The following is a 24,472-nucleotide window of genomic DNA, read 5'->3' on the forward strand; positions in this document are numbered from 1 at the left end:
CTCCCGTACGTTGTCCAAACTGCGGGGCCGATGTCGGACCCGGCTTGTAGGGTCTGATCATCACCGATCGGCAGCGATGCCGACCTGACGACCATGTCGGGCGAACTGAGCGGGGTGAGGTTATGGCGACCAAGGACACCGGCGGCGGCCAGCAGAAGGCCACACGCTCCACGGAAGAGGCCGAGGAGCAGACGCAGGAAGCACAGGGCTCCGAGGACCTCAAGGAGCGCCACGAAAAACTGAGCGACGACGTGGACTCGGTCCTGGACGAGATCGACGACGTACTCGAGGAGAACGCCGAGGATTTCGTGAGGTCCTTCGTTCAGAAGGGTGGGGAATGATTTCGCCTTTGAATCTAAGGTGAGATCAGGAAGAGCCCAGTGGTCGAAGAGTCGCAGTCGAAGCGCTGTTCACGGTGCAAGCAGAACCTGCCGAGAACGGCGTTCGCGAGCAACAAGTCGGTTCCCGACGGCCTCCAGGCGTACTGCCGTGAGTGCTCTGCCCAGTACTACCGGCGGCGCCAGGAGGCCAAGGGCAAGAAGGTGCGGGAGCGGGTCGCCGTCCCACCGGGACACAAGCGATGTCCGCAGTGCGCCGAGGTGAAGCCTCATTCCGCATGGGAACGGAACAAGAGCTCGGTCGACGGCTGGGCGAGCTACTGCCGTGAGTGCCGTGCGGAGCGCAACAAGGTCAGCTACCGCAAGCGCAGGTACGGCCTCACCTCGGCGGAGTTGAACGAGCTGATGGCCTCGCAAGGCGGCGTCTGCTGCATCTGTCTCGTGGCTCCGCCCGCACATGTGGATCACTGCCACGAGACGGGTAGGGTCCGAGGCGTACTGTGCTTCAGCTGCAACGCCGCGCTGGGGCAGTTCAAGGATCAGCCCGAGGTCATGAGGCGGGCTGCCGCTTACGTGGAAGGAAACGCGTGGAAGCCAACACTCGTAGCACCGGGCGTCTACCGGCTGCCTTCCTGACGCCAGGATCTTCTTCGTTCATGGACTTCCTGTCGGAGCACCAGCCGGAGCTGCTGCCCGGCAAGCGGCAGCTGCCGCCCACGCAGGGGGTGATCGAGGCGCCGCACGGTACGACGATCGTGGCCGTCACGTTCCCCGGTGGCGTGGTGCTGGCCGGTGACCGGCGGGCCACCATGGGCAACGTCATCGCGCAGCGGGACATCGAGAAGGTGTTCCCGGCGGACGAGTACTCGGCGGTCGGCATCGCCGGCACGGCGGGCCTGGCCGTGGAGATGGTGAAGCTCTTCCAGCTGGAGCTGGAGCACTTCGAGAAGGTCGAGGGTGCGCAGCTGTCGCTGGAGGGCAAGGCCAACCGGTTGTCGACGATGATCCGTTCCAATCTGGGCATGGCCATGCAGGGTCTGGCCGTGGTGCCCCTGTTCGCCGGTTTCGACGTGGACCGGGGCCGGGGGCGGATCTTCTCGTACGACGTGACGGGCGGCCGTTCCGAGGAGCACCACTTCGCGGCGACGGGTTCGGGTTCGGTGTTCGCGCGGGGTGCGATGAAGAAGCTGTTCCGTGAGGAGCTGTCGGAGGAGCAGGCCACGACGCTGGTGGTGCAGGCCCTGTACGACGCGGCCGACGACGACTCGGCGACCGGTGGTCCCGATGTCGCCCGCCGGATCTATCCGATCATCACGGTGATCACCGAGGACGGTTTCCGCCGGCTCACCGAGGGCGAGGCCTCGGAGTTGTCGCGTGCGGTGCTCCAGCGTCGGCTGGAGGAGCCGGACGGTCCGAAGGCCGCTCTGCTCTGAGGGCGGGCGGGGTTGTTTTCGAGGTGATCCAGTGACCATGACAGAAAGGGACGGGTAACCGGTGTCGACGCCGTTCTATGTCTCACCCCAGCAGGCCATGGCCGACCGGGCGGAGTACGCCCGCAAGGGCATCGCCCGCGGCCGCAGCCTGGTCGTGCTGCAGTACGCCGACGGCATCGTGTTCGTCGGTGAGAACCCGTCCCGTGCGCTGCACAAGTTCAGCGAGATCTACGACCGGATCGGTTTCGCGGCCGCCGGCAAGTACAACGAGTACGAGAATCTGCGGATCGGTGGTGTGCGCTACGCCGATCTGCGGGGTTACACCTATGACCGGGACGATGTGACCGCTCGTGGTCTGGCCAACGTCTACGCGCAGACGCTGGGCACGATCTTCTCGAGTGCGGCGGAGAAGCCGTACGAGGTGGAGCTGGTCGTCGCGGAGGTCGGTGAGACGCCGGAGGGTGATCAGATCTACCGGTTGCCGCACGACGGGTCGATCGTGGACGAGCACGGTTCGGTGGCGGTGGGTGGCAACGCGGAGCAGATCAGCGGGTATCTGGATCAGCGTCATCGTGACGGGATGACGCTGGCGGAGGCGCTGAAGCTGGCGGTGCAGGCGTTGTCGCGTGACACCAACGGCACTGAGCGGGAGATTCCGGCGGAGCGGCTGGAGGTGGCGGTGCTGGACCGGACGCGTCCGCAGAAGCGCAAGTTCCGGCGGATCGTGGGCCGGCAGCTGGTGCGTCTGCTGGAGGGCGGCCAGGAGGACGTCGCTTCGGACGCGGAGGCGGATGCGGACGGGGCGGAGTCCGGCGAGGAGTGAGGGTCCGCTCGTGATGGTGTCGGGGTGCCCCGGTCGTGGTGACGGCCGGGGCATCTCGGCGTTCGTGGGGGGGTGTCGTTCAGGCGGGTCTGGGGGGCGCCGTGGAGCCGCGGACGACGAGGGTGACGGGGATGTCGCCCGGTGGGGGTGTGCGGCCGTCCAGGACGGCGAGGAGGGCGTGCATGCCGTGTTCGCCGAAGAGTTCGGCGTCGAGCCGGACGGTGGTGAGTTCGGGGTCGATGGCGGTGGCGAGGGCGAGGTCGTCGAGTCCGGTGACGGAGATGTCGCCGGGGATGTCGAGTCCGAGGCGGCGCAGGGCTTTGTAGGCGCCGGCGGCGAGTTTGTCGTCGTCGCAGACGAGGGCGGTCGGGCGGGGGCCGGGCTCGCGCAGGGCGATCTCGGTGGCGGTGCGGGCGTCGTCGATGGTGATGGCGGCGCGGGTGGTGCGCAGCGTGGTGCCGGGTGTGGTGGCGAGGCGGTCGGCGAGGGCGCGGGCGCGGATGTCGAAGGTCCAGGAGGGGACGTCGGCGGCGAGGTGGAGGTAGTGCCGGTGGCCGAGGGTGAGCAGGTGGTCGGCGACCTGGTGCACGCCGTCGGTGATGTCGAGGTTGACGGTGGCGGCGCCGAGGCTGCCGGTGGGGTCGCTGTCGAGCATGACGAGGGGGAGCTGGTCGCCGCGGATGGCGGTGAGGGCGTCGGCGGCCATGGAGGAGGCGATGACGCCGTCGAGGGCGGCCTGGGCGGAGGCGAAGGGGTCGCGGGCGGGGCCGATGCCTTCGGGGGAGGGGTAGAGGACGACGCCGAAGCCGTGCTGGGCGGCGACGCGTGCGGCGCCGGTGTAGACGCCGGCGAAGAATTCGGTGGTGAGGGCGGGGACGACGAGGAGGACGGTGCGGGTGTGGCCGAGGCGGAGGTTGCGGGCGGCGAGGTTGGGCCGGTAGCCGAGGTCGTGGGCGGCTTGGCGGACGCGGGCTGCGGTGGTCTCGGAGACGCGGCCGCGCCATTTGTCGCCGAGGACGAGGGAGACGGCGGCCTGGGAGACCCCGGCGGCCTGGGCGACGTCGCGGCTCGTGGGGCGCGTGCTGCTGCGTGCCACCGGGGGTGTGCTCCTTCGTGTGGTCCGTCGTCTGGACGCGTGAACAGCGCACATGGTACGTATGTCGGGCGAGGTTATACGTAAAACGTCAGGCTGGAGGGCCGGAGATGGCCGCGGGGTACCTGGAGATCCTCAGGGCGAGGCACGCGGCCCGGTTGCTGACCGGCACGCTGGTGGGGCGGTTGCCGAACGCGACGGCGGCGATCGCGCTGGTGCTGTTCGTCCGTGCGGAGGGCGGCACGTACAGCCTGGCGGGCGCCCTGGCGGCGGTGTACGGGGTGGCGAACGCGGTGGGCCAGCCGGTGCTGGGCCGTCTGGTGGATCTGTACGGGCAGCCGCGGGTGCAGCTGCCGGCCGCGGTGCTGTCGGCGGCCGCGATGGCGGTGTTCGCGTTCCGCGGGACCGGTCCGCTGGGGTGGGCGTACACGGCGGTGGCGGCCGCCGGGCTGTTCACCCCGCCGCTGGAGGGCGGTCTGCGGGCGCTGTGGCCGTCGGTGCTGCGCCGTCCGGGGCAGTTGCACACGGCGTACGCCATGGACGCGGTGGCGCAGGAAGTCATGTTCACGGTGGGGCCGTTGCTGGTGACCGTGTGCGTGTCGCTGTGGTCGGAGCGGGTGGCGCTGCTGGTGCTGAACGGGCTGGGGGTGCTGGGGGCGCTGTCGGTGGTGGTGTCGCCGCCCTCGCGCGCGTGGCGTTCGGCGCCGCGTGCGGCGCACTGGCTGGGGGCGTTGCGCTCGCCGGGGCTGCTGGCGCTGCTGGGGGCGTTCCTGTTCGTGGGGATCGCGCTGGGGTCGATCACGGTGGCGTCGGTGCCGTACGCGGACGCGCACGGGGGTGACGCGGTGTACGGCTGGCTGATGGCGGGGCTGGGGCTCGGGGCGCTGGTGGGCGGCACCGTGTACGGGGCGCGGGAGTGGGGTGGGACGCCGGAGCGGCGACTGCGGGTGCTGGTGGCGCTTCTGGCGGTGTGTTATCTGCCGTTGCTGCTGATGCCGGGAGCAGTGGCCATGGTGTTGCTCAGCGTAGTCTCCGGGGTGTTCCTGGCGCCGTGCATCGCGTGTGCCTTCGTCATCGTGGACCGGCACGCGCCGGGCGGGACGGTGACGGAGGCGTTCTCCTGGCTGGTGACGACGTTCACGGTGGGCGCGTCGGTGGGAACGGGCCTGGCGGGGCCGGTGGTAGAGGCGGGCGGCGCGTCGTGGGGATTCGCGCTGCCGGGTGTGGCGGGGGCCGTGTCGCTGCTGGTCCTGCTGGCCACCGGCGGGGTCCTCGCAGCTCCCGCCGGGGGCGGGGTGGTTGCGGCTTCATCGGAAACTGATCCAAATCGTGCTGCCGAACCCCGTTTCAGCTCGGGGGATCGGGCGTAATGTTCAGTCATGGACCGCCGCATTTTCGGGCTGGAGAACGAGTACGGCGTCACGTGCACGTTCAGGGGACAGCGCCGCCTGTCGCCTGACGAGGTGGCGCGGTACCTCTTCCGCCGTGTCGTGTCATGGGGCCGCAGCAGCAATGTGTTTCTGCGAAACGGCGCCCGGCTCTATCTCGACGTGGGATCACATCCGGAATACGCGACACCCGAATGTGACAACGTGACCGAACTGGTCACCCACGACAAGGCCGGCGAGCGCATTCTCGAGGGACTCCTGGTGGACGCGGAACGACGCCTGCACGAGGAGGGAATCGCGGGCGACGTCTACCTCTTCAAGAACAACACCGACTCGGCGGGCAACTCCTACGGTTGCCACGAGAACTACCTGGTGGCGCGGCACGGGGAGTTTTCCCGGCTCGCGGACATCCTGATCCCGTTCCTGGTGACCCGGCAGCTGCTGTGCGGCGCGGGCAAGGTGCTGCAGACGCCGCGCGGTGCGGTCTACTGCGTCAGCCAGCGCGCGGAGCACATCTGGGAGGGCGTCTCCTCGGCGACGACCCGGTCCCGGCCGATCATCAACACCCGCGACGAGCCGCACGCGGACGCCGAGCGCTACCGGCGGCTGCATGTCATCGTGGGTGACTCGAACATGTCCGAGACGACGATGCTGCTCAAGGTGGGTGCCACCGACCTGGTGCTGCGGATGATCGAGGCGGGGACGGTGATGCGGGACCTGACCCTGGAGAACCCGATCCGGGCGATCCGTGAGGTCAGCCACGACATCACCGGTCGGCGCAAGGTGCGGCTGGCCAGCGGCCGGGAGGCGTCCGCGCTGGAGGTGCAGCGTGAGTACTTCGACAAGGCGGTGGACTTCTGCGACCGCCGCGGCATCCGCACGGGTACGGTCGCGCAGGTGCTGGAGCTGTGGGGCCGCACGCTGGAGGCGATCGAGAGCGAGGAACTCGACCGCATCGGCACCGAGATCGACTGGGTGATGAAGTACCAGCTCATCGAGCGGTACCGGGCCAAGCACAACATGACCATGTCGCATCCGCGGGTCGCTCAGATAGACCTCGCCTACCACGACATCCACCGCCGCCGGGGGCTGTACTACCTGCTGGAGAAGAAGGGGCAAGCCACCCGGATCTGCAACGATTTGAAGATCTTCGAGGGCAAGTCGGTTCCGCCGCAGACCACGCGTGCCCGGCTGCGCGGTGACTTCATCCGCCGCGCGCAGGAACAGCGCCGGGACTTCACGGTCGACTGGGTGCACCTGAAGCTGAACGACCAGGCGCAGCGCACGGTGTTGTGCAAGGACCCGTTCCGTTCGGTGGACGACCGGGTGGAGAAGCTGATCGCCGGAATGTGACCGGAATGCGGGGAAGTCAAGCGGCTCGGCGCTGAAATGCCGGAACGCCACACGGGCGCCGTACGTTTTCCGTACGGCGCCCGTGGCACGTCGTAGAGTTGCGCGCACGCCAACCACAAGATCGACCGATTACGAGGCTTCTCCCGTGCGCCGACGCTCCCTCCTCCTCGCCGCCGTTCCCGCGGGACTGGTCACGCTCGCCGCGTGCGGCGACGACTCGTCCTCCTCCAGCAAGGCCAGCCCGTCGCCGTCGGCCTCGGCGTCGTCCGCGCCGCCGCCGAAGATCGTGGACGGGCCGCTGCCGGCGATCACGGCCGGCACGAAGTTCGACGAGAAGCCGACGGTGGCCAAGGGGCCGGGGGAGCCGTCGAAGAACCTGGCGGTCAAGACGGTGATCGCGGGCAGTGGCCGGACGATCGCGGAGAACGACTTCATCCAGGCGAACTACCTGGGCCAGATCTGGGCGACGGCCAAGGTCTTCGACAACTCCTACGACCGCCACCGGCCGCTGCTGATGCAGCTCGCCAAGAGCAGCATCATCGACGGCTGGCGCTACGCCCTGGCGGGCAAGAAGGTCGGCAGCCGGATCGAGATGGCGGTGCCGCCGACCTGGGGTTACGGCGCGTCGGGCAATGCGCAGGCGGGCATCGGGGGCACCGACACACTGGTGTTCGTGGTGGATCTGCTGGACTCCTTCAACTCCAAGAGTTCCGCCAAGGGCACCGAGGTCGCGCAGAGCGACGCGGCGCTGCCGAAGGTGGGCACCAACACCGACGGCAACGCGCCTTCGATCGACGTGCCGAAGACGGACCCGCCGAAGAAGCTTGTGTCGGCCTACGTGCTGGAGGGCGACGGCGCCGAGCTGAAGGCCGACCAGACCGTCCTGTGCCAGTTCAAGGGCGTGGTCTGGGACGGCGGCAAGACGTTCGAGCAGACCTACGGCTCGGGGCGGCTGAGCCAGTTCGCGGTCCAGCAGATGCAGGACGTCGTCAAGGGCCTGGCGCAGGGCATCACGGGCAAGAAGGTGGGCAGCCGGGTCCTGGTCGTCGTACCGCCGGACCTGGGTTACGGCGACACCCCGCCGAGCGGCGGTGTCATCAAGAAGGGCTCCACGCTGGTGTTCTCGGTGGACATCCTGGCGGCGATGTAGCGGCGCCCGCGTGCGGCCCGCCGTGGCGGGCGGCGGGGCGGGGGGATGAAAGACTGTGCGGGTTCCGTGACGTACACGAAGCAGGAGTCAAAGACGTGAGCATCGACAAGCCCGAGATCGACTTCCCGGGCGGCGAGCCCCCGGCGGACCTCGAGATCAAGGACATCTGGGAGGGCGACGGCGAGATCGCCGGCGCCGGCGACTTCGTCAAGGTCCACTACGTGGGCGTCGCGTTCTCCACGGGCGAGGAGTTCGACGCCTCCTGGAACCGCGGCGCCCCGCTGGACTTCCAGCTCGGTGTCGGCCAGGTCATCCAGGGCTGGGACAAGGGCGTGCAGGGCATGAAGGTCGGCGGCCGCCGCCAGCTGATCATCCCCGCGCGCCTGGCGTACGGCGACCGCGGCGCCGGCCGTGCGATCGCGCCGGGCGAGACGCTGATCTTTGTCTGTGACCTGGTGGGCGTTGCCAAGCGCTGACCGTTCCTGGTCGACCGGGGGCCCGTGCTGTTCGCATGGGCCCCCGGTTGTCGTTCCGGCTTTGTCCTGACACCGCGGAGCGGTACGGTCATCGGTCGGAAGCACCATAGGAAAGGCGAAGGGCGTCGATGGCCATTGCCAAGGCCGAGCGGCTGATGAACCTGGCGCTGTGCCTGCTGGGGACGCGGCGGCCGCTCAGCAAGCGCGAGCTGCGCGACTCCATCGAGGCCTACGTCGAGGCCTCGAGGCCGGGGAGCGGTGCCGCCTCCAGGCCGGGGAGCGGCGCGGCGGGCAGCGACGACTCCTTCAACCGGATGTTCGAGCGGGACAAGGACGACCTGCGCGAGCTGGGCCTGGTCATCGAGACGGTGGAGAACCTGGACGGCGAGGTCGGCTATCTCGCCCGGCGGGACAGCAACCGCCTGCCGCCCATCACCCTCGACGCGGAGGAGGCGGCCGCGCTGGGTCTGGCCGCGAAGGTCTGGCAGCAGGCCCGGCTGGCCGGCGCGGCCAGCGGCGCCCTGCAGAAGCTGCGCGCGGCCGGGCTGCCCGAGGACGTCGACCCGTACGAGGCCCATGGCGCCCTGGAGCCGCGCATCCCGGTGCACGAGGCCGCCTTCGAGCCGCTGATGCTGGCCTGCCGCGACCGCCGCCCGGTGCTCTTCGACTACCGCAAGGCCAGCGCCGCCCGCCCCGAGCCCCGGCACGTCGAGCCGTGGGCGCTGGAGTGCTGGCGCGGGCACTGGTACCTGGCGGGCTACGACCGCGACCGGGGTGCCGAGCGGGTGTTCCGGCTGTCGCGGATCACCGGCAAGGTGCGCTCGCGCGGCAGCGGCTTCACCGCGGCGGTCCCGGACGTGGTCACGGTGCGGGAGACGGTCGCGGGCTGGGCCGGTGAGATCGCCGACCGTACGGCGCTGATCCGGCTGCGCTCCGGCGCCGGCTACCCCCTTCGGGCGAAGGCCGCGAAGGTCCGGGAACTCGGCGACGGGTGGGACGAGTTGGAGATTCCGTACGGGCACGGGCTGGACGCCTGGCTGGTGGAGTTCGGGCCGGACGTGGTGGTGCTGGAGCCGGCGGAGCTGCGCGCCGACGTGGTGGACCGGCTGCGTGCCGTGGCCAAGGGCTGAGGGGGAGCGGAGCAGGACAGTGGCAGGCAAACCGGTCAGGCCCGTGAACGCCATCGACCAGACCCGGCGGATGCTCTCCCTGGTGACGTATCTCAGGGAGCGCCCGGGTGCCCGGGTCGCGGACGTCGCGCGCGCCTTCGGCATCACCGAGGACGAGCTGGTCTCCGACCTCGACGTGCTGCCCATGTGCGGCACCAGCTTCCGCGGCGGCGATCTGCTGGACATCGACACCGACGGCGAGCGCATCTGGTGGCACAACCCGGCCGCGCTCGGCGAGGAGGCGGCCGAGCCGCTGCGGCTGGCCGCGGACGAGGCGACGGCGCTGCTGGTGGCGGCCCGCGCGGTGTCCACCCTGCCGGGGCTGCGGGAGGGCGACCGGCAGGCGCTGCTGCGGGCGACGGCCAAGGTGGAGGCGGCGGCCGGGGAGGCGGCGGGCGCCAGCTCGCGGCTGTCGGTGACCTTCGAGTCCGAGGGCGGTGTCTTCGCCGACGTCGACCGGGCGATCTCCGAGCGCCGCCGGCTGTGGATCCGCTACTACTCGCCGGCCCGGGACGAGGTCACCGAGCGGGAGATCGACCCGATCCGGCTGGTCAGCGTCGGCCACACCTACGTGGAGGCGTGGTGTCGCCGCTCCGAGGCGCGCCGCACGTTCCGCCTGGACCGGGTCGCCGAGATCAGGATCCTCGACGAGCCGGCCGCGCCGCCGGAGATGGAGCTGCGGGATCTGTCCGAGGCGCTGGTGCAGCCCGCGGCCGAGGATCCGCAGGTGGTGATCGAGGTCGGTCCGGGCGGCCGCTGGGTCGCCGAGTACTACCCGCACGACAGCGCGGTCGAACTGCCCGACGGCGGGCTGCGTATCACTCTGCGCACCCCTGATCCGGCCTCCCTGCGCCGGCTGGCGCTGCGGCTCGGCGGTGACGGGCGGATCGTCTCGCCGCCGGAGCTGGCCGACAGCGCCCGCCGGGCGGCGCGCGAGGCGCTGGCGGCGTACGACGCGCCGACGGTGGCGGCGCCCGGGGTGCGCGAGGGGCCGGCCGCACGGCCGGTGTGAGCCGGGCCGGCGGGGGCGCCGCGCGGTGGGGACGAACGCGGAAGAGGGGCGAGGGCTGTGGAGGAGACTGCGGTGCCGGGTGCGAGGGAGATGACGGTCGCGGCCGCCTTCGCCGGGATGAGGAGAGCGGTCCCCGTGGTGTTCCGGGCGGGCTGCCCGGACTGCCGGGGCCGGTTCGAGCTGGCGGCGAGCGCCCTGCGCCTGGCCATCGGTGCCAGCAGCCGGACCACGTTCTACTCCTTCACCTGCCCCGAGTGCGGCGCCGCGGTGCGCAAGCCGGCCGGTGAGCGGATCGTGGAGCTGCTGACCGGCGGCGGGGTCAGAACGCTGCGGCTGCACTCCACCGTCTAGGCTCGGCGTCATGTTCTGGCCGATGTTCGCGGTAGCCGCGGGGTTCCTGGGTCTCGCCGTCCTCGGTGTGCTCGCCGTCCGGGTCTTCCTGGAGGCGCGGCGCCTGGGGGAGCAGGTCGCGGACTCCACCCGCCGCATCAACCGGGCCGCCGAGGACCTGGAGCGGGCGGCCGTGAGCACGGCCCGTGCGGCGGAGTCGCTGTGAGGTGCGCCGCGCCGGGAGCCGTGTGGCGGCTGTGACGGCGGCGGCGGAAGCGGTTTGCGTCACTTCGCCCTGTCATGCTGCCCACCGGGCCAGGTACGCTCGAGGTCGCGGTGCGGAGAACGAGGCCCGTACCGCGGACCGGGAGTACGCACGGGGATTGCCTGACGTTTACCCGTGAGCGTTACGATCGCTGCCGGCACGATCACTCGGACACATGTCCGGCGTGTCGGACAGCACCCCACCCAGCAGCCTCGGTGAGAAGGTAAAGACTTATGTTCGGAAGGCTCGGAGCTCCCGAGATCATTCTCATCCTCGTCGTCATCATCCTGCTGTTCGGCGCGAAGAAGCTTCCGGACATGGCCCGCTCGCTCGGCAAGTCCGCGCGCATCCTCAAGAGCGAGGCCAAGGCGATGAAGGAAGACGGCAGCACCTCCGGCCAGGCGCCCGCCTCCAACGAGCAGCCCCCCGCCCAGCGCACCATCCAGGCGGCCCCCGGCGACGTGACCAGCGCCCGCCCGGTCAACGAGCCGACGGACACCACCCAGCGCTGACGCAGGGCCGGAAGCCCCCGGCCTGCCGCACGAGATGAGGACGTGGGTTGCCCAAGTCTGCCCGCAAGAAGGAGAAGGATCCCGAGGGGCGGATGCCCCTCGCGGATCACCTTCGTGAGCTGCGCAACCGGCTCGGGAAGGCCCTGCTGGCCGTCGTCGTCGTGACGATCGTCGCCGCCTTCTTCTACAACGACATCATCAACTTCCTGACCCAGCCGATCCTCGACTCGATCGGTTGCGGGAAGTCGTTCGAGGAGCTGGCCCGTTCCCGCGCCGGTTCCGAGCCGTGCGCCCAGATCACGATCAACGGTCTGCTGGCGCCGTTCACGCTGGCCCTGCAGGTGTCGCTGACGGCCGGTGTGGTGTTCGCCTCGCCGATCTGGCTCTACCAGCTGTGGGCCTTCGTGGCGCCGGGTCTGCACCGGCACGAGAAGAAGTACGCCTACGCCTTCGTCTTCACCGGCGCGCCGCTGTTCCTCGGCGGTGCCTTCTTCGCGTACAAGGTGCTGCCGACCACCGCGAAGGTGCTGATCGACTTCACGCCGAACGGCAGCATCGCCAACCTGCTGCCGCTGGACGACCTGCTCCAGCTCGTCACGCGCATGGTGATCGTGTTCGGGCTCTCCTTCGAACTGCCGCTGCTGCTGATCATGCTCAACCTCACCGGGGTGCTCACGGGTAGGCGCATGCTCGGCTGGTGGCGGGCGATGATCATGGGCATCACGGTGTTCGCCGCCGTCGCCACTCCCAGCACCGACCCGCTGTCCATGCTGGCTCTGGCCGGGCCGATCTGGGTGCTGTACTTCGCCGCCGTGGCGTTCTCGCTGGTCAACGACGCGCGCAAGCGCCGTCGGGAGGAGGCCGGTCCCGCCGACGACGAGGCCTCCGACCTCGATCTGACACCGGAGGACATCGGCGAGGTCGAGGCGGTCCCGGCCGGCCGGGTCCCCGAGCAGACCGGCCCGGACCGGGTGAACGGCTACGACGACGTGACCTGAGCGTCCGCCGCCCCCGCCGCCGTACCCTGCGATGCCCCCGTCCCGTGGACGGGGGCATCCGCCGTTGACGTCCCTGCTTCCGGATAATGATCGTCCTGTTGTCAGTCGGGCCCGGTACGCTCGAAAGCACGATGACAGAGGACCTCTCACCGGCCGAGCGGTACGCGGCAGCCCGGAGGCGGGCTGCCGAGCAGGCCACCGCCCTCGCCTCCTTCCGCGAGATGTACGACTTCGGCCTCGACCCCTTCCAGATCGAGGCCTGCCAGGCACTGGAGGCGGGCAAGGGCGTGCTGGTGGCCGCGCCCACCGGCTCGGGCAAGACGATCGTGGGCGAGTTCGCCGTCCACCTCGCCCTGCGGCAGGGCAAGAAGTGCTTCTACACGACACCCATCAAGGCGCTGTCGAACCAGAAGTACGCCGACCTGTGCCGCCGCTACGGCGCGGACAAGGTCGGCCTGCTCACCGGCGACAACAGCGTGAACTCCGAGGCGCCGGTGGTCGTGATGACCACCGAGGTGCTGCGCAACATGCTGTACGCGGGCTCGCAGACGCTGCTGGGCCTGGGCTACGTCGTCATGGACGAGGTGCACTACCTGTCCGACCGCTTCCGCGGCGCCGTCTGGGAAGAGGTGATCATCCACCTGCCCGAGTCGGTGACGCTGGTGTCACTGTCGGCGACCGTCTCCAACGCCGAGGAGTTCGGCGACTGGCTGGACACCGTCCGCGGCGACACCCAGGTGATTGTCTCCGAGCACCGGCCCGTCCCGCTGTTCCAGCACGTGCTGGCCGGACGCCGGATGTACGACCTGTTCGAGGAGGGCGAGGGCCACCGGAAGGCCGTCAACCCCGACCTGGTCCGGCTGGCCCGCATGGAGGCGACCCGGCCGTCGTACCAGGACCGCAGGCGAGGCCGGGCCATGCGGGAGGCCGACCGGGAGCGGGAGCGCCGCCAGCGCTCCCGGGTGTGGACGCCGAGCCGGCCCGAGGTCATCGAACGCCTCGACGCCGAGGGCCTGCTGCCCGCCATCACCTTCATCTTCAGCCGCGCCGCCTGCGAGGCCGCCGTCCAGCAGTGCCTGTTCGCCGGCCTGAGGCTCAACGACGAGGAGGCGCGGGAGAAGGTCCGCGCCCTGGTCGAGGAGCGCACCGCCTCCATCCCGCACGAGGACCTGCACGTCCTCGGCTACTACGAGTGGCTGGAGGGGCTGGAGCGCGGCATCGCCGCCCACCACGCGGGCATGCTGCCCACCTTCAAGGAGGTCGTGGAGGAGCTGTTCGTACGCGGCCTGGTCAAGGCCGTCTTCGCCACCGAGACCCTCGCCCTCGGCATCAACATGCCCGCGCGCTCGGTGGTGCTGGAGAAGCTCGTCAAGTGGAACGGCGAGCAGCACGCCGACATCACGCCCGGCGAGTACACGCAGCTCACCGGCCGGGCGGGCCGGCGGGGCATCGACATCGAGGGACACGCGGTCGTGCTGTGGCAGCGCGGCATGAGCCCCGAGCACCTGGCGGGCCTCGCGGGCACCCGCACCTATCCGCTGCGCTCCAGCTTCAAGCCGTCGTACAACATGGCGGTCAACCTCGTCGAGCAGTTCGGGCGGCACCGCTCGCGCGAGCTGCTGGAGACCTCCTTCGCGCAGTTCCAGGCCGACAAGTCGGTCGTCGGCATCTCCCGGCAGGTGCAGCGCAACGAGGAGGGCCTGGAGGGCTACAAGGCCTCCATGACCTGCCACCTCGGCGACTTCGAGGACTACGCGCGGCTGCGCCGCGAGCTGAAGGACCGCGAGACCGAGCTGGCCCGGCAGGGCGCCTCCGAACGCCGGGCGGAGGCCGCCGTCGCCCTGGAGAAGCTCAAGCCGGGCGACGTCATCCACGTCCCGACCGGCAAGTACGCGGGCCTGGCGCTGGTGCTGGACCCGGGGCTGCCGGCCGGCCGGTCCAACGGGTACCGCGGCTTCGACGCCCACGACGGCCCGCGCCCGCTGGTGCTGACCGCCGAACGGCAGGTGAAGCGGCTGGCGTCGATCGACTTCCCGGTGCCCGTCGAGGCGCTGGAGCGGATGCGGATCCCGAAGAACTTCAACGCCCGCTCCCCGCAGTCCCGTCGCGACCTCGCCTCCGCGCTGCGCACCAAGGCCGGGCACATCCCGCCCGACCGGGTCCGCAAGAAGCGCGCCCAGGCCGCCGACGACCGGGAGATCGCCCGGCTGCGCACCGCGATCCGCGCGCACCCCTGCCACGGGTGCGACGACCGTGAGGACCACGCCCGCTGGGCCGAGCGCTACCACCGGCTGATGCGGGACACCTCGCAGCTGGAGCGCCGGATCGAGGGCCGGACCAACACCATCGCGCGGACCTTCGACCGGATCGTCGCCCTGCTGACCGAGCTGGACTACCTGCGCGGCAACGAGGTCACCGAGGACGGCAGACGGCTCGCCCGGCTCTACGGCGAACTGGACCTGCTGGCCAGCGAATGCCTGCGCGAGCGGGTCTGGGAGGGCCTCGGCCCCGCCGAACTCGCCGCCTGCGTCTCGGCGCTGGTCTACGAGGCACGCTCCAGCGACGACGCGATGGCACCCAAGCTGCCCTTGGGGAAGGCGAAGGCCGCGCTCGGGGAGATGGTGCGGATCTGGGGGCGGCTGGACGCCCTGGAGGAGGACTTCCGGATCAACCAGACCGAGGGTGTCGGCCAGCGCGAGCCGGACCTCGGCTTCGCCTGGGCCGCCTACATGTGGGCCTCCGGCAAGGGGCTGGACGAGGTGCTGCGCGAGGCGGAGATGCCCGCGGGGGACTTCGTACGGTGGTGCAAGCAGGTGATCGACGTGCTCGGGCAGATCGCCGCGGCGGCGCCCGCGGGGGAGGGCTCGGGCGTCGCCAAGGCGGCCCGCAAGGCCGTCGACCAGCTGCTGCGGGGCGTGGTGGCCTACTCGTCCGTGGGCTGACCCCCGCCCGGCCCGTCCCGTCCGGCCCGCACGCCCTCGGCGTGCGGGCCGGCGGCGTAACGGGCCGGGGGCCTGTGACGCACGGCGGGCCGCCGGTGGAGGAGCCGGTTCACCCGTCACGGTGAGTGAGTTTCGCACGCCCGCGCGCCGTCACCCACCGTGTGCGAATGGGAGCCGTGCGTGTAAATGGGGCAGAGGTTACTCCTGTCCCAGGGGCGATTTCAGGTGCTTGCCGAATATGACACGGCGATGATCCGGTCGGACTAAGCTCGCCCGCGGCGCACCGAGTTGAGGTGAATTCGGGCGTCTGTTCCCCCTCATGCGGAAGATCCCGACACGTCATGATCCTTCCCCCCGCACCGTCCCCCGACACCCCCCCGATTCGTCACAGAGGGCATACATGGTGAGTGTTCAATCGCCTCCCGGTGGCCGCGAACTCCCCCTGACGCGCAGGCTGTCGCTGCCGGCCGCCGTGATGGCCGCGGCGACCGGCGCGGCCGTCGCCCTGGTCGCGCCGGCGGCCCGCCCGGCCGTCGGCTGGTGCGGAGCCGTCGCCACCCTGCTGGTCCTCGCGACCGCCGCCGAGGCACTGCGCCGCACCCGGGACCTCAGGGCCGCCCGGGCCGAACACGCCCGGCACGCCGGACACCTCGAGCGGCGCCTCGCCGCCCACGACGCCGAACTGGTGCGCCTGACCACCGAGGTGGTCCCCATCGCGCTGCACCGGCTGTACACCGGAGAATCGCCCAGGGAGGTGATGCTCAACGTTGTCGACGCCAGCCCCGAACTGCGCGAGATGCCCGAGGAGCAGCGCGACCTGGTGCGCACGGTGCTCAAGACCGTCGACCACGAGATCACGATGCGTGACGCGACGGAGCGCTCCTTCGTCAACATCGCCCGGCGCGTGCAGGCCATCGTCCACCAGCAGGCCAACGAGCTGCGGGAGATGGAGGAGGACCACGGCCGCAACCCCGAGGTCTTCGACGACCTGCTCCGCCTGGACCACGGCACCGCGCTGATCGGCCGCCTGGCCGACTCCATCTCCGTCCTGGGCGGCGGCCGCCCCGGCCGCCAGTGGCCCAACCCCGTGGCCCTGTACAGCGTGCTGCGCGGCGCCATGTCGCGCATCCTGGAGTACCGCCGCATCGAGCTGCACTCCATCGCCCAGGTCAACATCAAGGGCACCGCCGTCGAGCCGGTCATCCACGCCGCCGCGGAACTCCTGGACAACGCCACCCGCTACTCGCCGCCGCACACCAAGGTGCACGTCACGGCCGTCGAGGTGCAGACTGGCGTCGCCATCGAGATCGAGGACGGCGGCGTCAGCCTCAACGAGGAGGCCCGCACCCGCATCGAGAGCATGCTGGAGGAGGCCAAGGCGGGCGTCGACCTGCAGAACCTCGGCGAGAACCCGCGCCTCGGCCTCGCCGTCGTGGGCCGGCTGTGCCGGACGTACGACATGCAGGTCTCCCTGCGCGCCTCCGCGTACGGCGGGGTCCGCGCCGTGCTCATCGTGCCCAGCACCATGATGACCACCGAACCCGCCCCGGGCCTCGCGCACGGCATCGGCGCCACCGCCGTGCCCAAGGCCGAACTCGGCGCCGTGGAGGGCCCCAAGCGCCCGCCCAAGAAGCGCCGGCCCACCAGCCCGCGCATCCCCGCCGGGGTCTCCATGGAGGACGACGTCCCCGAGGTCACCGAGTGGACGGCGGGCGGACTGCCGCAGCGGCGCAGCAAGATGAAGACCCCGCTCAGTGTGCGCTACGCCGAACAGGCCGCCATCGAGCGCGCCGAGCGCGAGGGCCGGCCGACCATCTGGTCGCAGACCCGGTCCGAGCCGGAGACCGACCCCGAGCGGCAGAAGCAGCGCGAGCGCGAACCGGGGCTCTGGGTCGACGCCTTCTGGGAGGGCCTGAAGAAGGACAACCCGGGCGTCCACCCGACCGACTTCACCCGCGACCCCACCGCATACCTGCACCTGATCGAGAAGCCGGCCCCCAGCGAGGCCGACGACGAGGGGAACCTCACGTGATCCAGCAGCGAGCCAACTTCGACTGGATGCTCAAGGAACTGTCGGACGGCGTCCCGGGCATCCAGATGATCGTCGTGCTCTCCGCCGACGGTCTGCGCATCGCCCGCTACGGCGGCGACCCCGACGCCGCCGACCGCCTCGCCGCCGCCTGCGCCGGCGTGCAGAGCCTCGCGGGCGCCGTCGCCCAGGAACTGCCGGGCAGCGACGGCGACATGAAGCTGGTCGTGATCGAGATCGACGGCGGCTACTTCTACCTCATGGCCGCCGGCGCCAACGCCTACCTGGCCGTCCTCGCCGACGTGGTCTGCGAGCCCGGCCGGATGAGCCACAGCATGCGCGACCTCGTCGTCCGGATCGGCGCCCACCTCACCAGTCCGCCCCGGCGGAACGGGCAGACCGTATGACTCCTCCGCAACGCAGACGGCGACAGCCGAGGAGCGAGCCGCCCCACCCGCCGTACTCCCCGCCGGGAGACGGCGCCGGGGGCGAGAAGGCGGACGGCAAGGGCGAGCGCAAGAACCCCGAGCGACTGTACGTCATCACCGGCACCGACGGCGGACGGGCCGAACTCGACCTGGTCACCCTGATCGTGGCGCGCGCCGACCCCCCGCCGTCCCTCGCGCCCGAACAGGCGGCGCTGGTGCGGCTGTGCACGGCCCCCCTGTCCGTGGCCGAACTCTCGGCCTACCTGAACCTGCCGTTCAGTGCGATGACGGTACTGATCACCGAGCTGATCACGGCCGAAATGGTGCAGGCGCGCGCCCCGATCGTCCGTCAGGCGCTCCCCGACCGTTCACTCCTCGAAGCGGTGATGCATGGACTTCAAAAGCTCTGACCTCCTCCCCGGTCCACGCGCCGAGGACCACCTGCCGCACACGGCCGAGGCCGCGGTGAAGATCGTGATCGTGGGCGGCTTCGGGGTCGGCAAGACCACGATGGTCGGGTCGGTCAGCGAGATCAGACCGCTGACCACGGAGGAGACCATGACCCAGGCCGGGGTCGGCGTCGACGACGACTACGGCTCCGAGTCGAAGACCGCCACCACCGTGGCGATGGACTTCGGCCGCATCAGCATCACCGACCAGCTGGTGCTCTACCTCTTCGGCACCCCCGGCCAGGAACGCTTCTGGTTCCTGTGGAACGGCCTGTTCGAGGGTGCGCTCGGCGCGGTCGTCCTGGTCGACACCCGCCGCCTGGAGGTCAGCTTCGAGGTCATGGGACGGCTGGAGGAGCGCGGTGTGCCCTTCGTCGTCGCCATCAACACCTTTCCCGACGCCCCCGGTTACCCCATGGAGGAGCTGCGCGCGGCGCTGGACCTGGCCCCGGAGATCCCGCTCGTCGAGTGCGACGTGCGCCGCCGGGCCTCCAGCCGGGACGTGCTGACGACCCTGGTGCGCTTCCTGCACTCCCTGTCCCTGACCGGCGCCCTCGGCTGACGACCGCCCCCACCGACGCCTCACCCCCTCACCTCGGACCCCCATTCAGTTCCGGAGCTACCACTGTGACGCCTGAATCCCAGTCCCTGACCGGTACGGACGACCTCGCGCCAGGACCGCCACCCGGCTGCCCGGCGCACGGCCTCGGCCCCGGCGGGCTGCGCCGGCTCCACGGCCCCCAGGCGGACGACCTGGGCGACCTCTACGAGCGGCTGCGCGAGGAGCACGGCCCCGTGGCGCCCGCGCTGCTCCACGAGGACGTACCCGTGTGGGTGGTCCTCGGGCACACCGAGAACCTGCGCATGGTCCGCAGCCCCTCCCTGTTCACCCGGGACAGCCGCATCTGGACCCCGCTGCGCGAGGGCATGGTCAAGCCCGACCACCCGCTCATGCCGCACATCGCCTGGCAGCCCATCTGCTCGCACGCCGAGGGCGACGAGCACCAGCGGCTGCGGGCCGCGGTCACCGGCGCCATGTCGACCATCGACCACCGCGGCATCCGCCGCCACATCGGCCGTTCCACGCAGCGGCTGGTCAACGAGTTCTGCGAGGAGGGCCGGGCCGATCTGGTCTCCCAGTTCTCCGACCACCTGCCGATGGCGGTCATCTGCGCCGTCCTCGGCATGCCCGAGGAGTACGACGACCGCATGGTGCGGGCGGCCCGCGACGCGCTCAAGGGCACCGAGACGGCCATCGCCAGCCACGCGTACGTCATGGACGCCCTCGGCCGGCTCACCGCCCTGCGCCGCTCCTGCCCGGAGGAGGACTTCACCAGCCACCTCATCGCCCACCCCGCCCGGCTCACCGACGACGAGGTCCGCGAACACCTCCGGCTCGTGCTGTTCGCCGCCTACGAGGCCACCGCCAACCTCCTCGCCAACGCGCTGCGCATGGTCCTCACCGAGCCCGGCTTCCGCGCCCAGCTCAACGGCGGGCAGATGACGGTGCCGGAGGCGGTCGAGCAGTCGCTGTGGGACGAGCCGCCGTTCAGCACCGTCCTCGGCTACTTCGCCAAGCAGGACACGGAGCTGGGCGGCCAGCGCATCCGCAAGGGCGACGGGCTGCTGTTCGCCCCGGCCCCCGGCAACGTCGACCCCCGGGTGCGCCCCGACCTGTCGGCCAACATGCAGGGCAACCGCTCCCACCTGGCCTTCGGCGGCGGACCGCACGAATGCCCGGGCCAGGACATCGGCCGCGCCATCGCCGACGTGGGTGTGGACGCGCTGCTGACCCGGCTGCCGGACGTCCAGCTCGACTGCGACGAGGACGAGCTGACCTGGCGGTCCTCGATCGCCTCCCGGCAACTCGTGGCGCTGCCGGTGCGGTTCGAGCCGAAGCCGCAGCAGGACGTGATGCAGTCACCGAGTCCGGTGCCCATCCCGCCGCAGCGGCCCGAGTGGCAGATCAGCACGGTCCGCGCGGCCTCCGCCCCCGTCCCGGCCGTTCCGCCGGCCGCCTACCCGGTGCCCGCCCCGGCCGCCCCGCCGGCCCCCGCCGCCGTACCCGCCGCCGCGGAGGCGGCGCCGCCCCGGGGTGTCTGGCAGCGGCTGCGCCGCTGGTGGCAGGGTCACTGACCGCGGGCGTGGCAGGGTCACCGGCCGCGCGCGCCGGCCGCGTCCCACTCCTCGGGGGAGGACCACGCCGCCAGCTCCCGCGCACTGCGGAACCGGTGCTCAAGGCCCGTGACCGGATCGGTGAACTCCAGCCCGCGCGCGAGCAGTTGCAGCGGGCACCGGAAGTCACCGGCCGGCACGGGGCCGGTCACCTCCGGGTACAGCGGATCGCCGAGGATGGGCACGCCCAGCGCGCTCAGGTGGACGCGCAGCTGATGGGTCTGCCCGGTGGCGGGCACGAGCAGGTAGCGGCCCAGGCCGCCCCGGTGCCCGGCCGCCCGTACCTCGGTCACCGCGTTCGGCTCGCCCGGCACCTCGCGGGCGGCCGGCACCCCGCGCTCCTTCAGGATGCGGCTGCGCACGGTACGAGGCAGGGCGAGCCCGGGCTCGTGGGGCGCGACGGCCTCGTACTCCTTGCGCACCAGCCGGTCGCGGAACAGCGTCTGGTACGCGCCGCGCTCCTCGGGACGCACCGTGAACAGCACCAGCCCGGCGGTGAGCCGGTCCAGGCGGTGCGCCGCGGACAGCTCCGGCACGCCCAGCTCGCGGCGGAGCCGGGCCAGCGCGGTCTCGGTGACGTGGCTGCCGCGCGGGGTGGTGGCGAGGAAGTGCGGCTTGTCGGCGACGACGATGTGCGCGTCCCGGTAGACCACCTCCACCGGGAAGGGCACCGCCACCTCGGGGCGCAGCTCCCGGTGGAACCACAGGAACAGGCCCGGTACGTAGGGCGCGTCCGGCGCCACCGGCCGTCCGTCGGCCCCGACGACCAGGCCCGCGTCCAGCATCGCGTCCACCACGCCGGGCCCGGCGCCCGAGAGCCGCTCCCGCAGGTGTGCGCCCACCGTCGCCCAGGCGTCCGACCGGGGCAGCCGCACGCGCACGGCGTCGACCCCGTGGCGCTGGGGCAGCGGGGAGGGCGGTACGGGGGTCTTGCGTCGCATGACGGCCCAGCCTACGAGGCGCCGGCCCGATACCCCCGGCCGGCGGGCACCGCTGCCCTCACCGGCCAGGACGGGCGGATTTCAGGCGGCGGCCTCGCCGCCCTCCTGCTCGGCCTCGATGCGGGCGTTCCACTCCCGCTTGGACGCCTGCCAGCCGTCCTCGTCGTGGCCCGTGCGCCAGTAGCCGGAGATCGACAGGTCCTCGCGCGGGAAACCGCGCTCCACCCGCAGCAGCCGGCGCAGCTCCTTCACGAAGCCCGCCTCGCCGTGCACGAAGGCGTGCAGGCGGCCCTCCGGGAACGCGAGCGCCCGGACGGCCTCGAGCAGCGCCTCGCCCACCGGGCGCCCGCCGCGGTGCAGCCAGACGACGTCCACGTCGGAGTCGATCTTCTGCTCCTCCTCGGGGCCCGACACCTCGATGAAGGCGTGCGCCCGGGCGCCGGCGGGCAGCGCCTCCAGGGAACGGGCGATGGCGGGCAGTGCGCTCTCGTCGCCGGCGAGCAGATGCCAGTCGGCGTCCGGGTCCGGGGTGTAGGCGCCACCGGGGCCCATGAACCGCACGCTCTCGCCGGGTCGCACCCGCGCCGCCCACGGTCCGGCCAGGCCCTCGTCGCCGTGGATGACGAAGTCGAGGGTCAGCTCCTGGTGTTCGGCGTCCCAGGCGCGCACGGTGTACGTCCGGGTCACCGGCCACTGCTCGCGCGGGAACTCGGCGCGGATCAGCTCCAGGTCGAAGGGTTCCGGGTAGGTCACGCCCGGGGGGCCGAACAGCAGCTTGACGTAATGATCGGTGCAGGTGTCCGCGGCGAAGTCGGCGAGGCCGGCGCCGCCGAGCACGACGCGCTGCATGTGCGGCGTCAGCCTCTCGGTGCGCACCACCTGGGCGGTACGGGACTTACGCGGCTTCCGGCCCGGGCGCTCTGCCATGGCGGCCTCCTGTCCAGTGGTTAGGATTGCCTAACTTAACACTCTCCACTGTGGGGACACCTCTCCCTTCCCTGCGCGGTCGTCACGCTTTGCTTGAATATTCCTCTCGGGCGCCGGACTTGTGGTCAAGTGCCCAGTGTGACCAGCAGTCGTTGCAGGGAGCCGCCGAGTCCCCAGCGCGCGGCCAGCTCCTCCAGCGCGGCCGGGTCGCGCGGGGCGCGCGGCAGCACCGGGTCGACGTCCGGCAGGGGCACGTCACCGGCCACCCGCACCACCTTGGGTGCGACGGCGAGGTACGGCCGCGCCTCGGTCAGCCGTCTGCGCTGCGTCGGCGTGAGCTTCGCCCTCGGGTCGTCGACCGCCGCCAGGATCCCGGCCAGGTCGCCGAACTCGGCCAGCAGTCTGGCGGCCGTCTTCTCCCCGACCCCGGGCACGCCGGGCAGGCCGTCGCTCGGGTCGCCGCGCAGCAGCGCGAGATCCGCGTACCCCCGTCCGTCCACCCCATACTTCTCGCGCAGCAGCGCCTCGTCCGTCACCTGGAGGGAGCCGACGCCCTTGAGGGGATACAGCACCCGCACCCGGCGCTCGTCGTCGACCAGCTGGTAGAGGTCGCGGTCGCCTGTGACGATGTCGACCGGGCCGGTGGCGCGCCCGGTGAAGGTGCCGATCACGTCGTCCGCCTCGTATCCGGCGACGCCGACGCGCGCGATGCCGACGGCGTCCAGCACCGCCTCGATGACGGGCACCTGCGGGGTGAGGGTGTCCGGCACCTCCTCCTCGTCCGGCCCGTCCGCGCGCTCCGCGGCGACCCGGTGCGCCTTGTAGGAGGGGATGAGCTCCACCCGCCACTCCGGCCGCCAGTCGGCGTCCATGCAGGCCACCATCTGGTCCGGCCGGTGGTCGCGGACCAGCCGGTCGATGAACTCCAGCAGCCCGCGCACGGCGTTCACCGGCGTGCCGTCGGGGGCCTTCACGGAGTCCGGCACACCGAAGTAGGCGCGGAAGTAGAGCGAGGCGGTGTCGAGGAGCATGAGTCGTCCGGTCACGCCTCGCATCATGCCGCACACCACTGACAGCCGGACGCCGACGCAGCGCGGGGCGAGGCGAGGCGGTGCGGTGCTGGGCGGAGCGGCGGACGGCGCGGGGCGGCGGACGGTGCGCGCGTCCCGGGGCAGGGCTCGGGTCCGGGCTCACCTCGTGCAGCGCCTCCCGTCCCGTCCGCCCCGTACGGCACGGATTCGGCCAACCACGCTCCGCCACCGTGCCCCGGGCGCCGCCCGGCGCTCCGCGGCCTGCGCCGGCCGCCCGCGAGGGCCACGACCCGCGCCGGACCTGCGCCGCAGCGCACCGGTCGGCCGTATCGGCCGTCGGCCCCGGGTCGGGGCGGCGGCCCGGCGCGGGCGGGCCCGGGGCACCGGCCGGCTGGCGTGAACCGCGGGGGTCGCGGCCGCCGGAGACGACGAGGATGTGACGGCCGCGTGCGGCGCTTCACCGAAGGTGCGTAGGGTGCAGAGAAGTCATCCGAGGAGATCGGTCCGGTCGTGGGCACTCGGAGGGCGGGACGACGAGCGAAGGAGGGAGCCGGAGCGATGGGCGACCACAAGGAACAGCCCGTGCGCGTGGGCGCGGCCGTCCGGCGGCGCCGTCGCGCACTGGAACTGACGCTCGCCGTCGTGGCCGAGCGCACCGGTCTGTCGGTGCCCTTCCTGAGCCAGGTCGAGAACGACCGGGCCCGCCCGAGCCGGGGCTCGCTGGAGAAGCTCGCCGACGCCCTGCGCACCACGGCCGTGGAACTCCTCGCCGCCGCCGACCCGGCGTCCAGCGTGGACGTCGTACGCGGTGAGGCCGGCGAAGCCGACTTCGCGCCCCGCGTACGCTCTCTGGTGCGCGGCCACCACCAGTTGCACGCCTCGGAGTTCACCGGCGACCACGACGCGGGCCGGGAGTTCCAGCACCGCAACGACGAGCTGCTGTACGTCGCCGACGGGGCGGTGGAGATCGAGGCGGAGGGCCGCGCCTACCGGCTCGGCCGCGGCGACACCCTCTATCTGACCGGCGGGGTCCGCCACCGCTGGCGGGCCACGGTCCCCGACACCCGGGTGATCATCGTCGCGGTCGCCGAGCACATCGAGGCGGTCCAGGACCGCTCGCGCTAGGGCCTGTCGTTCGGATCAGGTCGGCTGAGCGGAACTGCGCCGTTCGGCCGACCCGAGCCCCGCGACGCCGGCATGATCCGAACGA

The 24,472-nt window shown here is 71.6% G+C and carries 25 protein-coding genes; 21 read left to right on the forward strand and 4 right to left on the reverse strand.

What is annotated here, in order from left to right:
* The first annotated feature begins 122 nt into the window (after positions 1 to 122).
* The 4 genes from ACZ6CZ_RS23435 (at position 123) to prcA (ending at position 2,594) form a co-directional block, all read left to right on the forward strand.
* Positions 123 to 341, forward strand: a complete 219-nt coding sequence (locus ACZ6CZ_RS23435; protein WP_469024383.1) for a ubiquitin-like protein Pup — start codon at positions 123 to 125, stop codon at positions 339 to 341.
* Positions 342 to 380: 39 nt separating this feature from the next.
* Positions 381 to 974, forward strand: coding sequence for an endonuclease VII domain-containing protein (locus ACZ6CZ_RS23440; RefSeq protein ID WP_469024385.1), 594 nt, complete (start codon positions 381 to 383; stop codon positions 972 to 974).
* On the forward strand, positions 926 to 1,771 hold the full coding sequence (gene prcB, locus ACZ6CZ_RS23445) for a proteasome subunit beta (protein WP_469024387.1): 846 nt from the start codon (positions 926 to 928) through the stop codon (positions 1,769 to 1,771). Before ACZ6CZ_RS23440 ends, prcB begins: the two co-directional genes overlap by 49 nt.
* A gap of 61 nt (positions 1,772 to 1,832) precedes the next feature.
* Complete coding sequence (prcA, locus tag ACZ6CZ_RS23450) at positions 1,833 to 2,594, forward strand: proteasome subunit alpha (protein WP_469024389.1); 762 nt, start codon at positions 1,833 to 1,835, stop codon at positions 2,592 to 2,594.
* A 79-nt stretch (positions 2,595 to 2,673) separates the two neighbouring features.
* On the opposite strand, the gene ACZ6CZ_RS23455 is transcribed toward prcA, so the two are convergent.
* Positions 2,674 to 3,690, reverse strand: coding sequence for a LacI family DNA-binding transcriptional regulator (locus ACZ6CZ_RS23455; protein ID WP_469024392.1), 1,017 nt, complete (start codon positions 3,688 to 3,690; stop codon positions 2,674 to 2,676).
* A gap of 107 nt (positions 3,691 to 3,797) precedes the next feature.
* Between ACZ6CZ_RS23455 and ACZ6CZ_RS23460 the strand changes: the two genes are divergently transcribed.
* The 16 genes from ACZ6CZ_RS23460 (at position 3,798) to ACZ6CZ_RS23535 (ending at position 20,324) form a co-directional block, all read left to right on the forward strand.
* The gene (locus tag ACZ6CZ_RS23460; protein WP_469024394.1) at positions 3,798 to 5,057 is read left to right on the forward strand and encodes an MFS transporter; all 1,260 of its coding nucleotides are present in this window, start codon (positions 3,798 to 3,800) and stop codon (positions 5,055 to 5,057) included.
* Between the two features lie 9 nt (positions 5,058 to 5,066).
* The gene (gene pafA / locus ACZ6CZ_RS23465; RefSeq protein WP_469024396.1) at positions 5,067 to 6,428 is read left to right on the forward strand and encodes a Pup--protein ligase; all 1,362 of its coding nucleotides are present in this window, start codon (positions 5,067 to 5,069) and stop codon (positions 6,426 to 6,428) included.
* A 145-nt stretch (positions 6,429 to 6,573) separates the two neighbouring features.
* Entirely contained in the window at positions 6,574 to 7,578 is a 1,005-nt protein-coding gene (locus ACZ6CZ_RS23470; RefSeq protein ID WP_469024398.1) for an FKBP-type peptidyl-prolyl cis-trans isomerase, read from the forward strand.
* 95 nt (positions 7,579 to 7,673) lie between these two features.
* Entirely contained in the window at positions 7,674 to 8,054 is a 381-nt protein-coding gene (locus tag ACZ6CZ_RS23475; protein ID WP_469024401.1) for an FKBP-type peptidyl-prolyl cis-trans isomerase, read from the forward strand.
* Positions 8,055 to 8,182: 128 nt separating this feature from the next.
* Positions 8,183 to 9,184, forward strand: coding sequence for a helix-turn-helix transcriptional regulator (locus ACZ6CZ_RS23480; RefSeq protein ID WP_469024403.1), 1,002 nt, complete (start codon positions 8,183 to 8,185; stop codon positions 9,182 to 9,184).
* Between the two features lie 19 nt (positions 9,185 to 9,203).
* Entirely contained in the window at positions 9,204 to 10,235 is a 1,032-nt protein-coding gene (locus tag ACZ6CZ_RS23485; protein ID WP_469024405.1) for a helix-turn-helix transcriptional regulator, read from the forward strand.
* Between the two features lie 90 nt (positions 10,236 to 10,325).
* A complete protein-coding gene (locus ACZ6CZ_RS23490; RefSeq protein ID WP_469024659.1) occupies positions 10,326 to 10,586 on the forward strand; it encodes a hypothetical protein in 261 nt (86 codons plus the stop codon).
* 10 nt (positions 10,587 to 10,596) lie between these two features.
* Positions 10,597 to 10,791 carry a hypothetical protein gene (locus tag ACZ6CZ_RS23495; protein WP_469024408.1) on the forward strand — a complete coding sequence of 65 codons (195 nt, stop codon included), beginning with the start codon at positions 10,597 to 10,599 and terminating at the stop codon, positions 10,789 to 10,791.
* 272 nt (positions 10,792 to 11,063) lie between these two features.
* Complete coding sequence (gene tatA / locus ACZ6CZ_RS23500) at positions 11,064 to 11,342, forward strand: Sec-independent protein translocase subunit TatA (RefSeq protein ID WP_469024409.1); 279 nt, start codon at positions 11,064 to 11,066, stop codon at positions 11,340 to 11,342.
* A gap of 47 nt (positions 11,343 to 11,389) precedes the next feature.
* On the forward strand, positions 11,390 to 12,340 hold the full coding sequence (gene tatC / locus ACZ6CZ_RS23505) for a twin-arginine translocase subunit TatC (RefSeq protein WP_469024412.1): 951 nt from the start codon (positions 11,390 to 11,392) through the stop codon (positions 12,338 to 12,340).
* An 86-nt stretch (positions 12,341 to 12,426) separates the two neighbouring features.
* The gene (locus ACZ6CZ_RS23510) at positions 12,427 to 15,282 is read left to right on the forward strand and encodes a DEAD/DEAH box helicase (RefSeq protein WP_469024414.1); all 2,856 of its coding nucleotides are present in this window, start codon (positions 12,427 to 12,429) and stop codon (positions 15,280 to 15,282) included.
* A gap of 400 nt (positions 15,283 to 15,682) precedes the next feature.
* On the forward strand, positions 15,683 to 17,314 hold the full coding sequence (locus tag ACZ6CZ_RS23515) for an ATP-binding protein (protein WP_469024416.1): 1,632 nt from the start codon (positions 15,683 to 15,685) through the stop codon (positions 17,312 to 17,314).
* Positions 17,311 to 17,718 carry a roadblock/LC7 domain-containing protein gene (locus tag ACZ6CZ_RS23520; protein WP_469024419.1) on the forward strand — a complete coding sequence of 136 codons (408 nt, stop codon included), beginning with the start codon at positions 17,311 to 17,313 and terminating at the stop codon, positions 17,716 to 17,718. The genes ACZ6CZ_RS23515 and ACZ6CZ_RS23520 overlap by 4 nt, the downstream gene beginning before the upstream one ends.
* Positions 17,715 to 18,149: a DUF742 domain-containing protein gene (locus tag ACZ6CZ_RS23525; RefSeq protein ID WP_469024422.1), complete on the forward strand. Its 435-nt coding sequence runs from the start codon at positions 17,715 to 17,717 to the stop codon at positions 18,147 to 18,149. Before ACZ6CZ_RS23520 ends, ACZ6CZ_RS23525 begins: the two co-directional genes overlap by 4 nt.
* The gene (locus ACZ6CZ_RS23530) at positions 18,130 to 18,750 is read left to right on the forward strand and encodes a GTP-binding protein (RefSeq protein WP_469024425.1); all 621 of its coding nucleotides are present in this window, start codon (positions 18,130 to 18,132) and stop codon (positions 18,748 to 18,750) included. The genes ACZ6CZ_RS23525 and ACZ6CZ_RS23530 overlap by 20 nt, the downstream gene beginning before the upstream one ends.
* A 65-nt stretch (positions 18,751 to 18,815) precedes the next feature.
* Complete coding sequence (locus tag ACZ6CZ_RS23535) at positions 18,816 to 20,324, forward strand: cytochrome P450 (RefSeq protein ID WP_469024428.1); 1,509 nt, start codon at positions 18,816 to 18,818, stop codon at positions 20,322 to 20,324.
* Positions 20,325 to 20,341: 17 nt separating this feature from the next.
* Here the strand turns inward: ACZ6CZ_RS23535 and ACZ6CZ_RS23540 are convergent, their stop codons facing one another.
* The 3 genes from ACZ6CZ_RS23540 to ACZ6CZ_RS23550 all read right to left on the reverse strand — a co-directional run bounded on the left by ACZ6CZ_RS23540 (position 20,342) and on the right by ACZ6CZ_RS23550 (position 23,286).
* Complete coding sequence (locus ACZ6CZ_RS23540; protein WP_469024430.1) at positions 20,342 to 21,304, reverse strand: pseudouridine synthase; 963 nt, start codon at positions 21,302 to 21,304, stop codon at positions 20,342 to 20,344.
* Positions 21,305 to 21,385: 81 nt separating this feature from the next.
* Entirely contained in the window at positions 21,386 to 22,231 is an 846-nt protein-coding gene (locus tag ACZ6CZ_RS23545) for a siderophore-interacting protein (protein WP_469024433.1), read from the reverse strand.
* A gap of 125 nt (positions 22,232 to 22,356) precedes the next feature.
* A complete protein-coding gene (locus ACZ6CZ_RS23550) occupies positions 22,357 to 23,286 on the reverse strand; it encodes a 5'-3' exonuclease (RefSeq protein ID WP_469024662.1) in 930 nt (309 codons plus the stop codon).
* A 534-nt stretch (positions 23,287 to 23,820) separates the two neighbouring features.
* Between ACZ6CZ_RS23550 and ACZ6CZ_RS23555 the strand changes: the two genes are divergently transcribed.
* Positions 23,821 to 24,387, forward strand: a complete 567-nt coding sequence (locus ACZ6CZ_RS23555) for a helix-turn-helix domain-containing protein (RefSeq protein ID WP_469024435.1) — start codon at positions 23,821 to 23,823, stop codon at positions 24,385 to 24,387.
* The last annotated feature ends 85 nt before the right edge of the window (positions 24,388 to 24,472 follow it).

It is taken from the genome of Streptomyces sp. NPDC041135 (genome assembly GCF_055592085.1).

Coding starts and splice junctions, on each gene's coding strand:
- ACZ6CZ_RS23435 (WP_469024383.1), top strand. CDS start 123: ATGGCGACCAAGGACACCGGCGGCGGCCAGCAGAAGGCCACACGCTCC.
- ACZ6CZ_RS23460 (WP_469024394.1), top strand. CDS start 3,798: ATGGCCGCGGGGTACCTGGAGATCCTCAGGGCGAGGCACGCGGCCCGG.
- pafA (WP_469024396.1), top strand. CDS start 5,067: ATGGACCGCCGCATTTTCGGGCTGGAGAACGAGTACGGCGTCACGTGC.
- ACZ6CZ_RS23480 (WP_469024403.1), top strand. CDS start 8,183: ATGGCCATTGCCAAGGCCGAGCGGCTGATGAACCTGGCGCTGTGCCTG.
- ACZ6CZ_RS23490 (WP_469024659.1), top strand. CDS start 10,326: ATGACGGTCGCGGCCGCCTTCGCCGGGATGAGGAGAGCGGTCCCCGTG.
- ACZ6CZ_RS23495 (WP_469024408.1), top strand. CDS start 10,597: ATGTTCTGGCCGATGTTCGCGGTAGCCGCGGGGTTCCTGGGTCTCGCC.
- tatA (WP_469024409.1), top strand. CDS start 11,064: ATGTTCGGAAGGCTCGGAGCTCCCGAGATCATTCTCATCCTCGTCGTC.
- ACZ6CZ_RS23510 (WP_469024414.1), top strand. CDS start 12,427: ATGATCGTCCTGTTGTCAGTCGGGCCCGGTACGCTCGAAAGCACGATG.
- ACZ6CZ_RS23515 (WP_469024416.1), top strand. CDS start 15,683: ATGGTGAGTGTTCAATCGCCTCCCGGTGGCCGCGAACTCCCCCTGACG.
- ACZ6CZ_RS23525 (WP_469024422.1), top strand. CDS start 17,715: ATGACTCCTCCGCAACGCAGACGGCGACAGCCGAGGAGCGAGCCGCCC.
- ACZ6CZ_RS23530 (WP_469024425.1), top strand. CDS start 18,130: ATGGACTTCAAAAGCTCTGACCTCCTCCCCGGTCCACGCGCCGAGGAC.
- ACZ6CZ_RS23540 (WP_469024430.1), bottom strand. CDS start 21,304: ATGCGACGCAAGACCCCCGTACCGCCCTCCCCGCTGCCCCAGCGCCAC.
- ACZ6CZ_RS23545 (WP_469024433.1), bottom strand. CDS start 22,231: ATGGCAGAGCGCCCGGGCCGGAAGCCGCGTAAGTCCCGTACCGCCCAG.
- ACZ6CZ_RS23550 (WP_469024662.1), bottom strand. CDS start 23,286: ATGCGAGGCGTGACCGGACGACTCATGCTCCTCGACACCGCCTCGCTC.
- ACZ6CZ_RS23555 (WP_469024435.1), top strand. CDS start 23,821: ATGGGCGACCACAAGGAACAGCCCGTGCGCGTGGGCGCGGCCGTCCGG.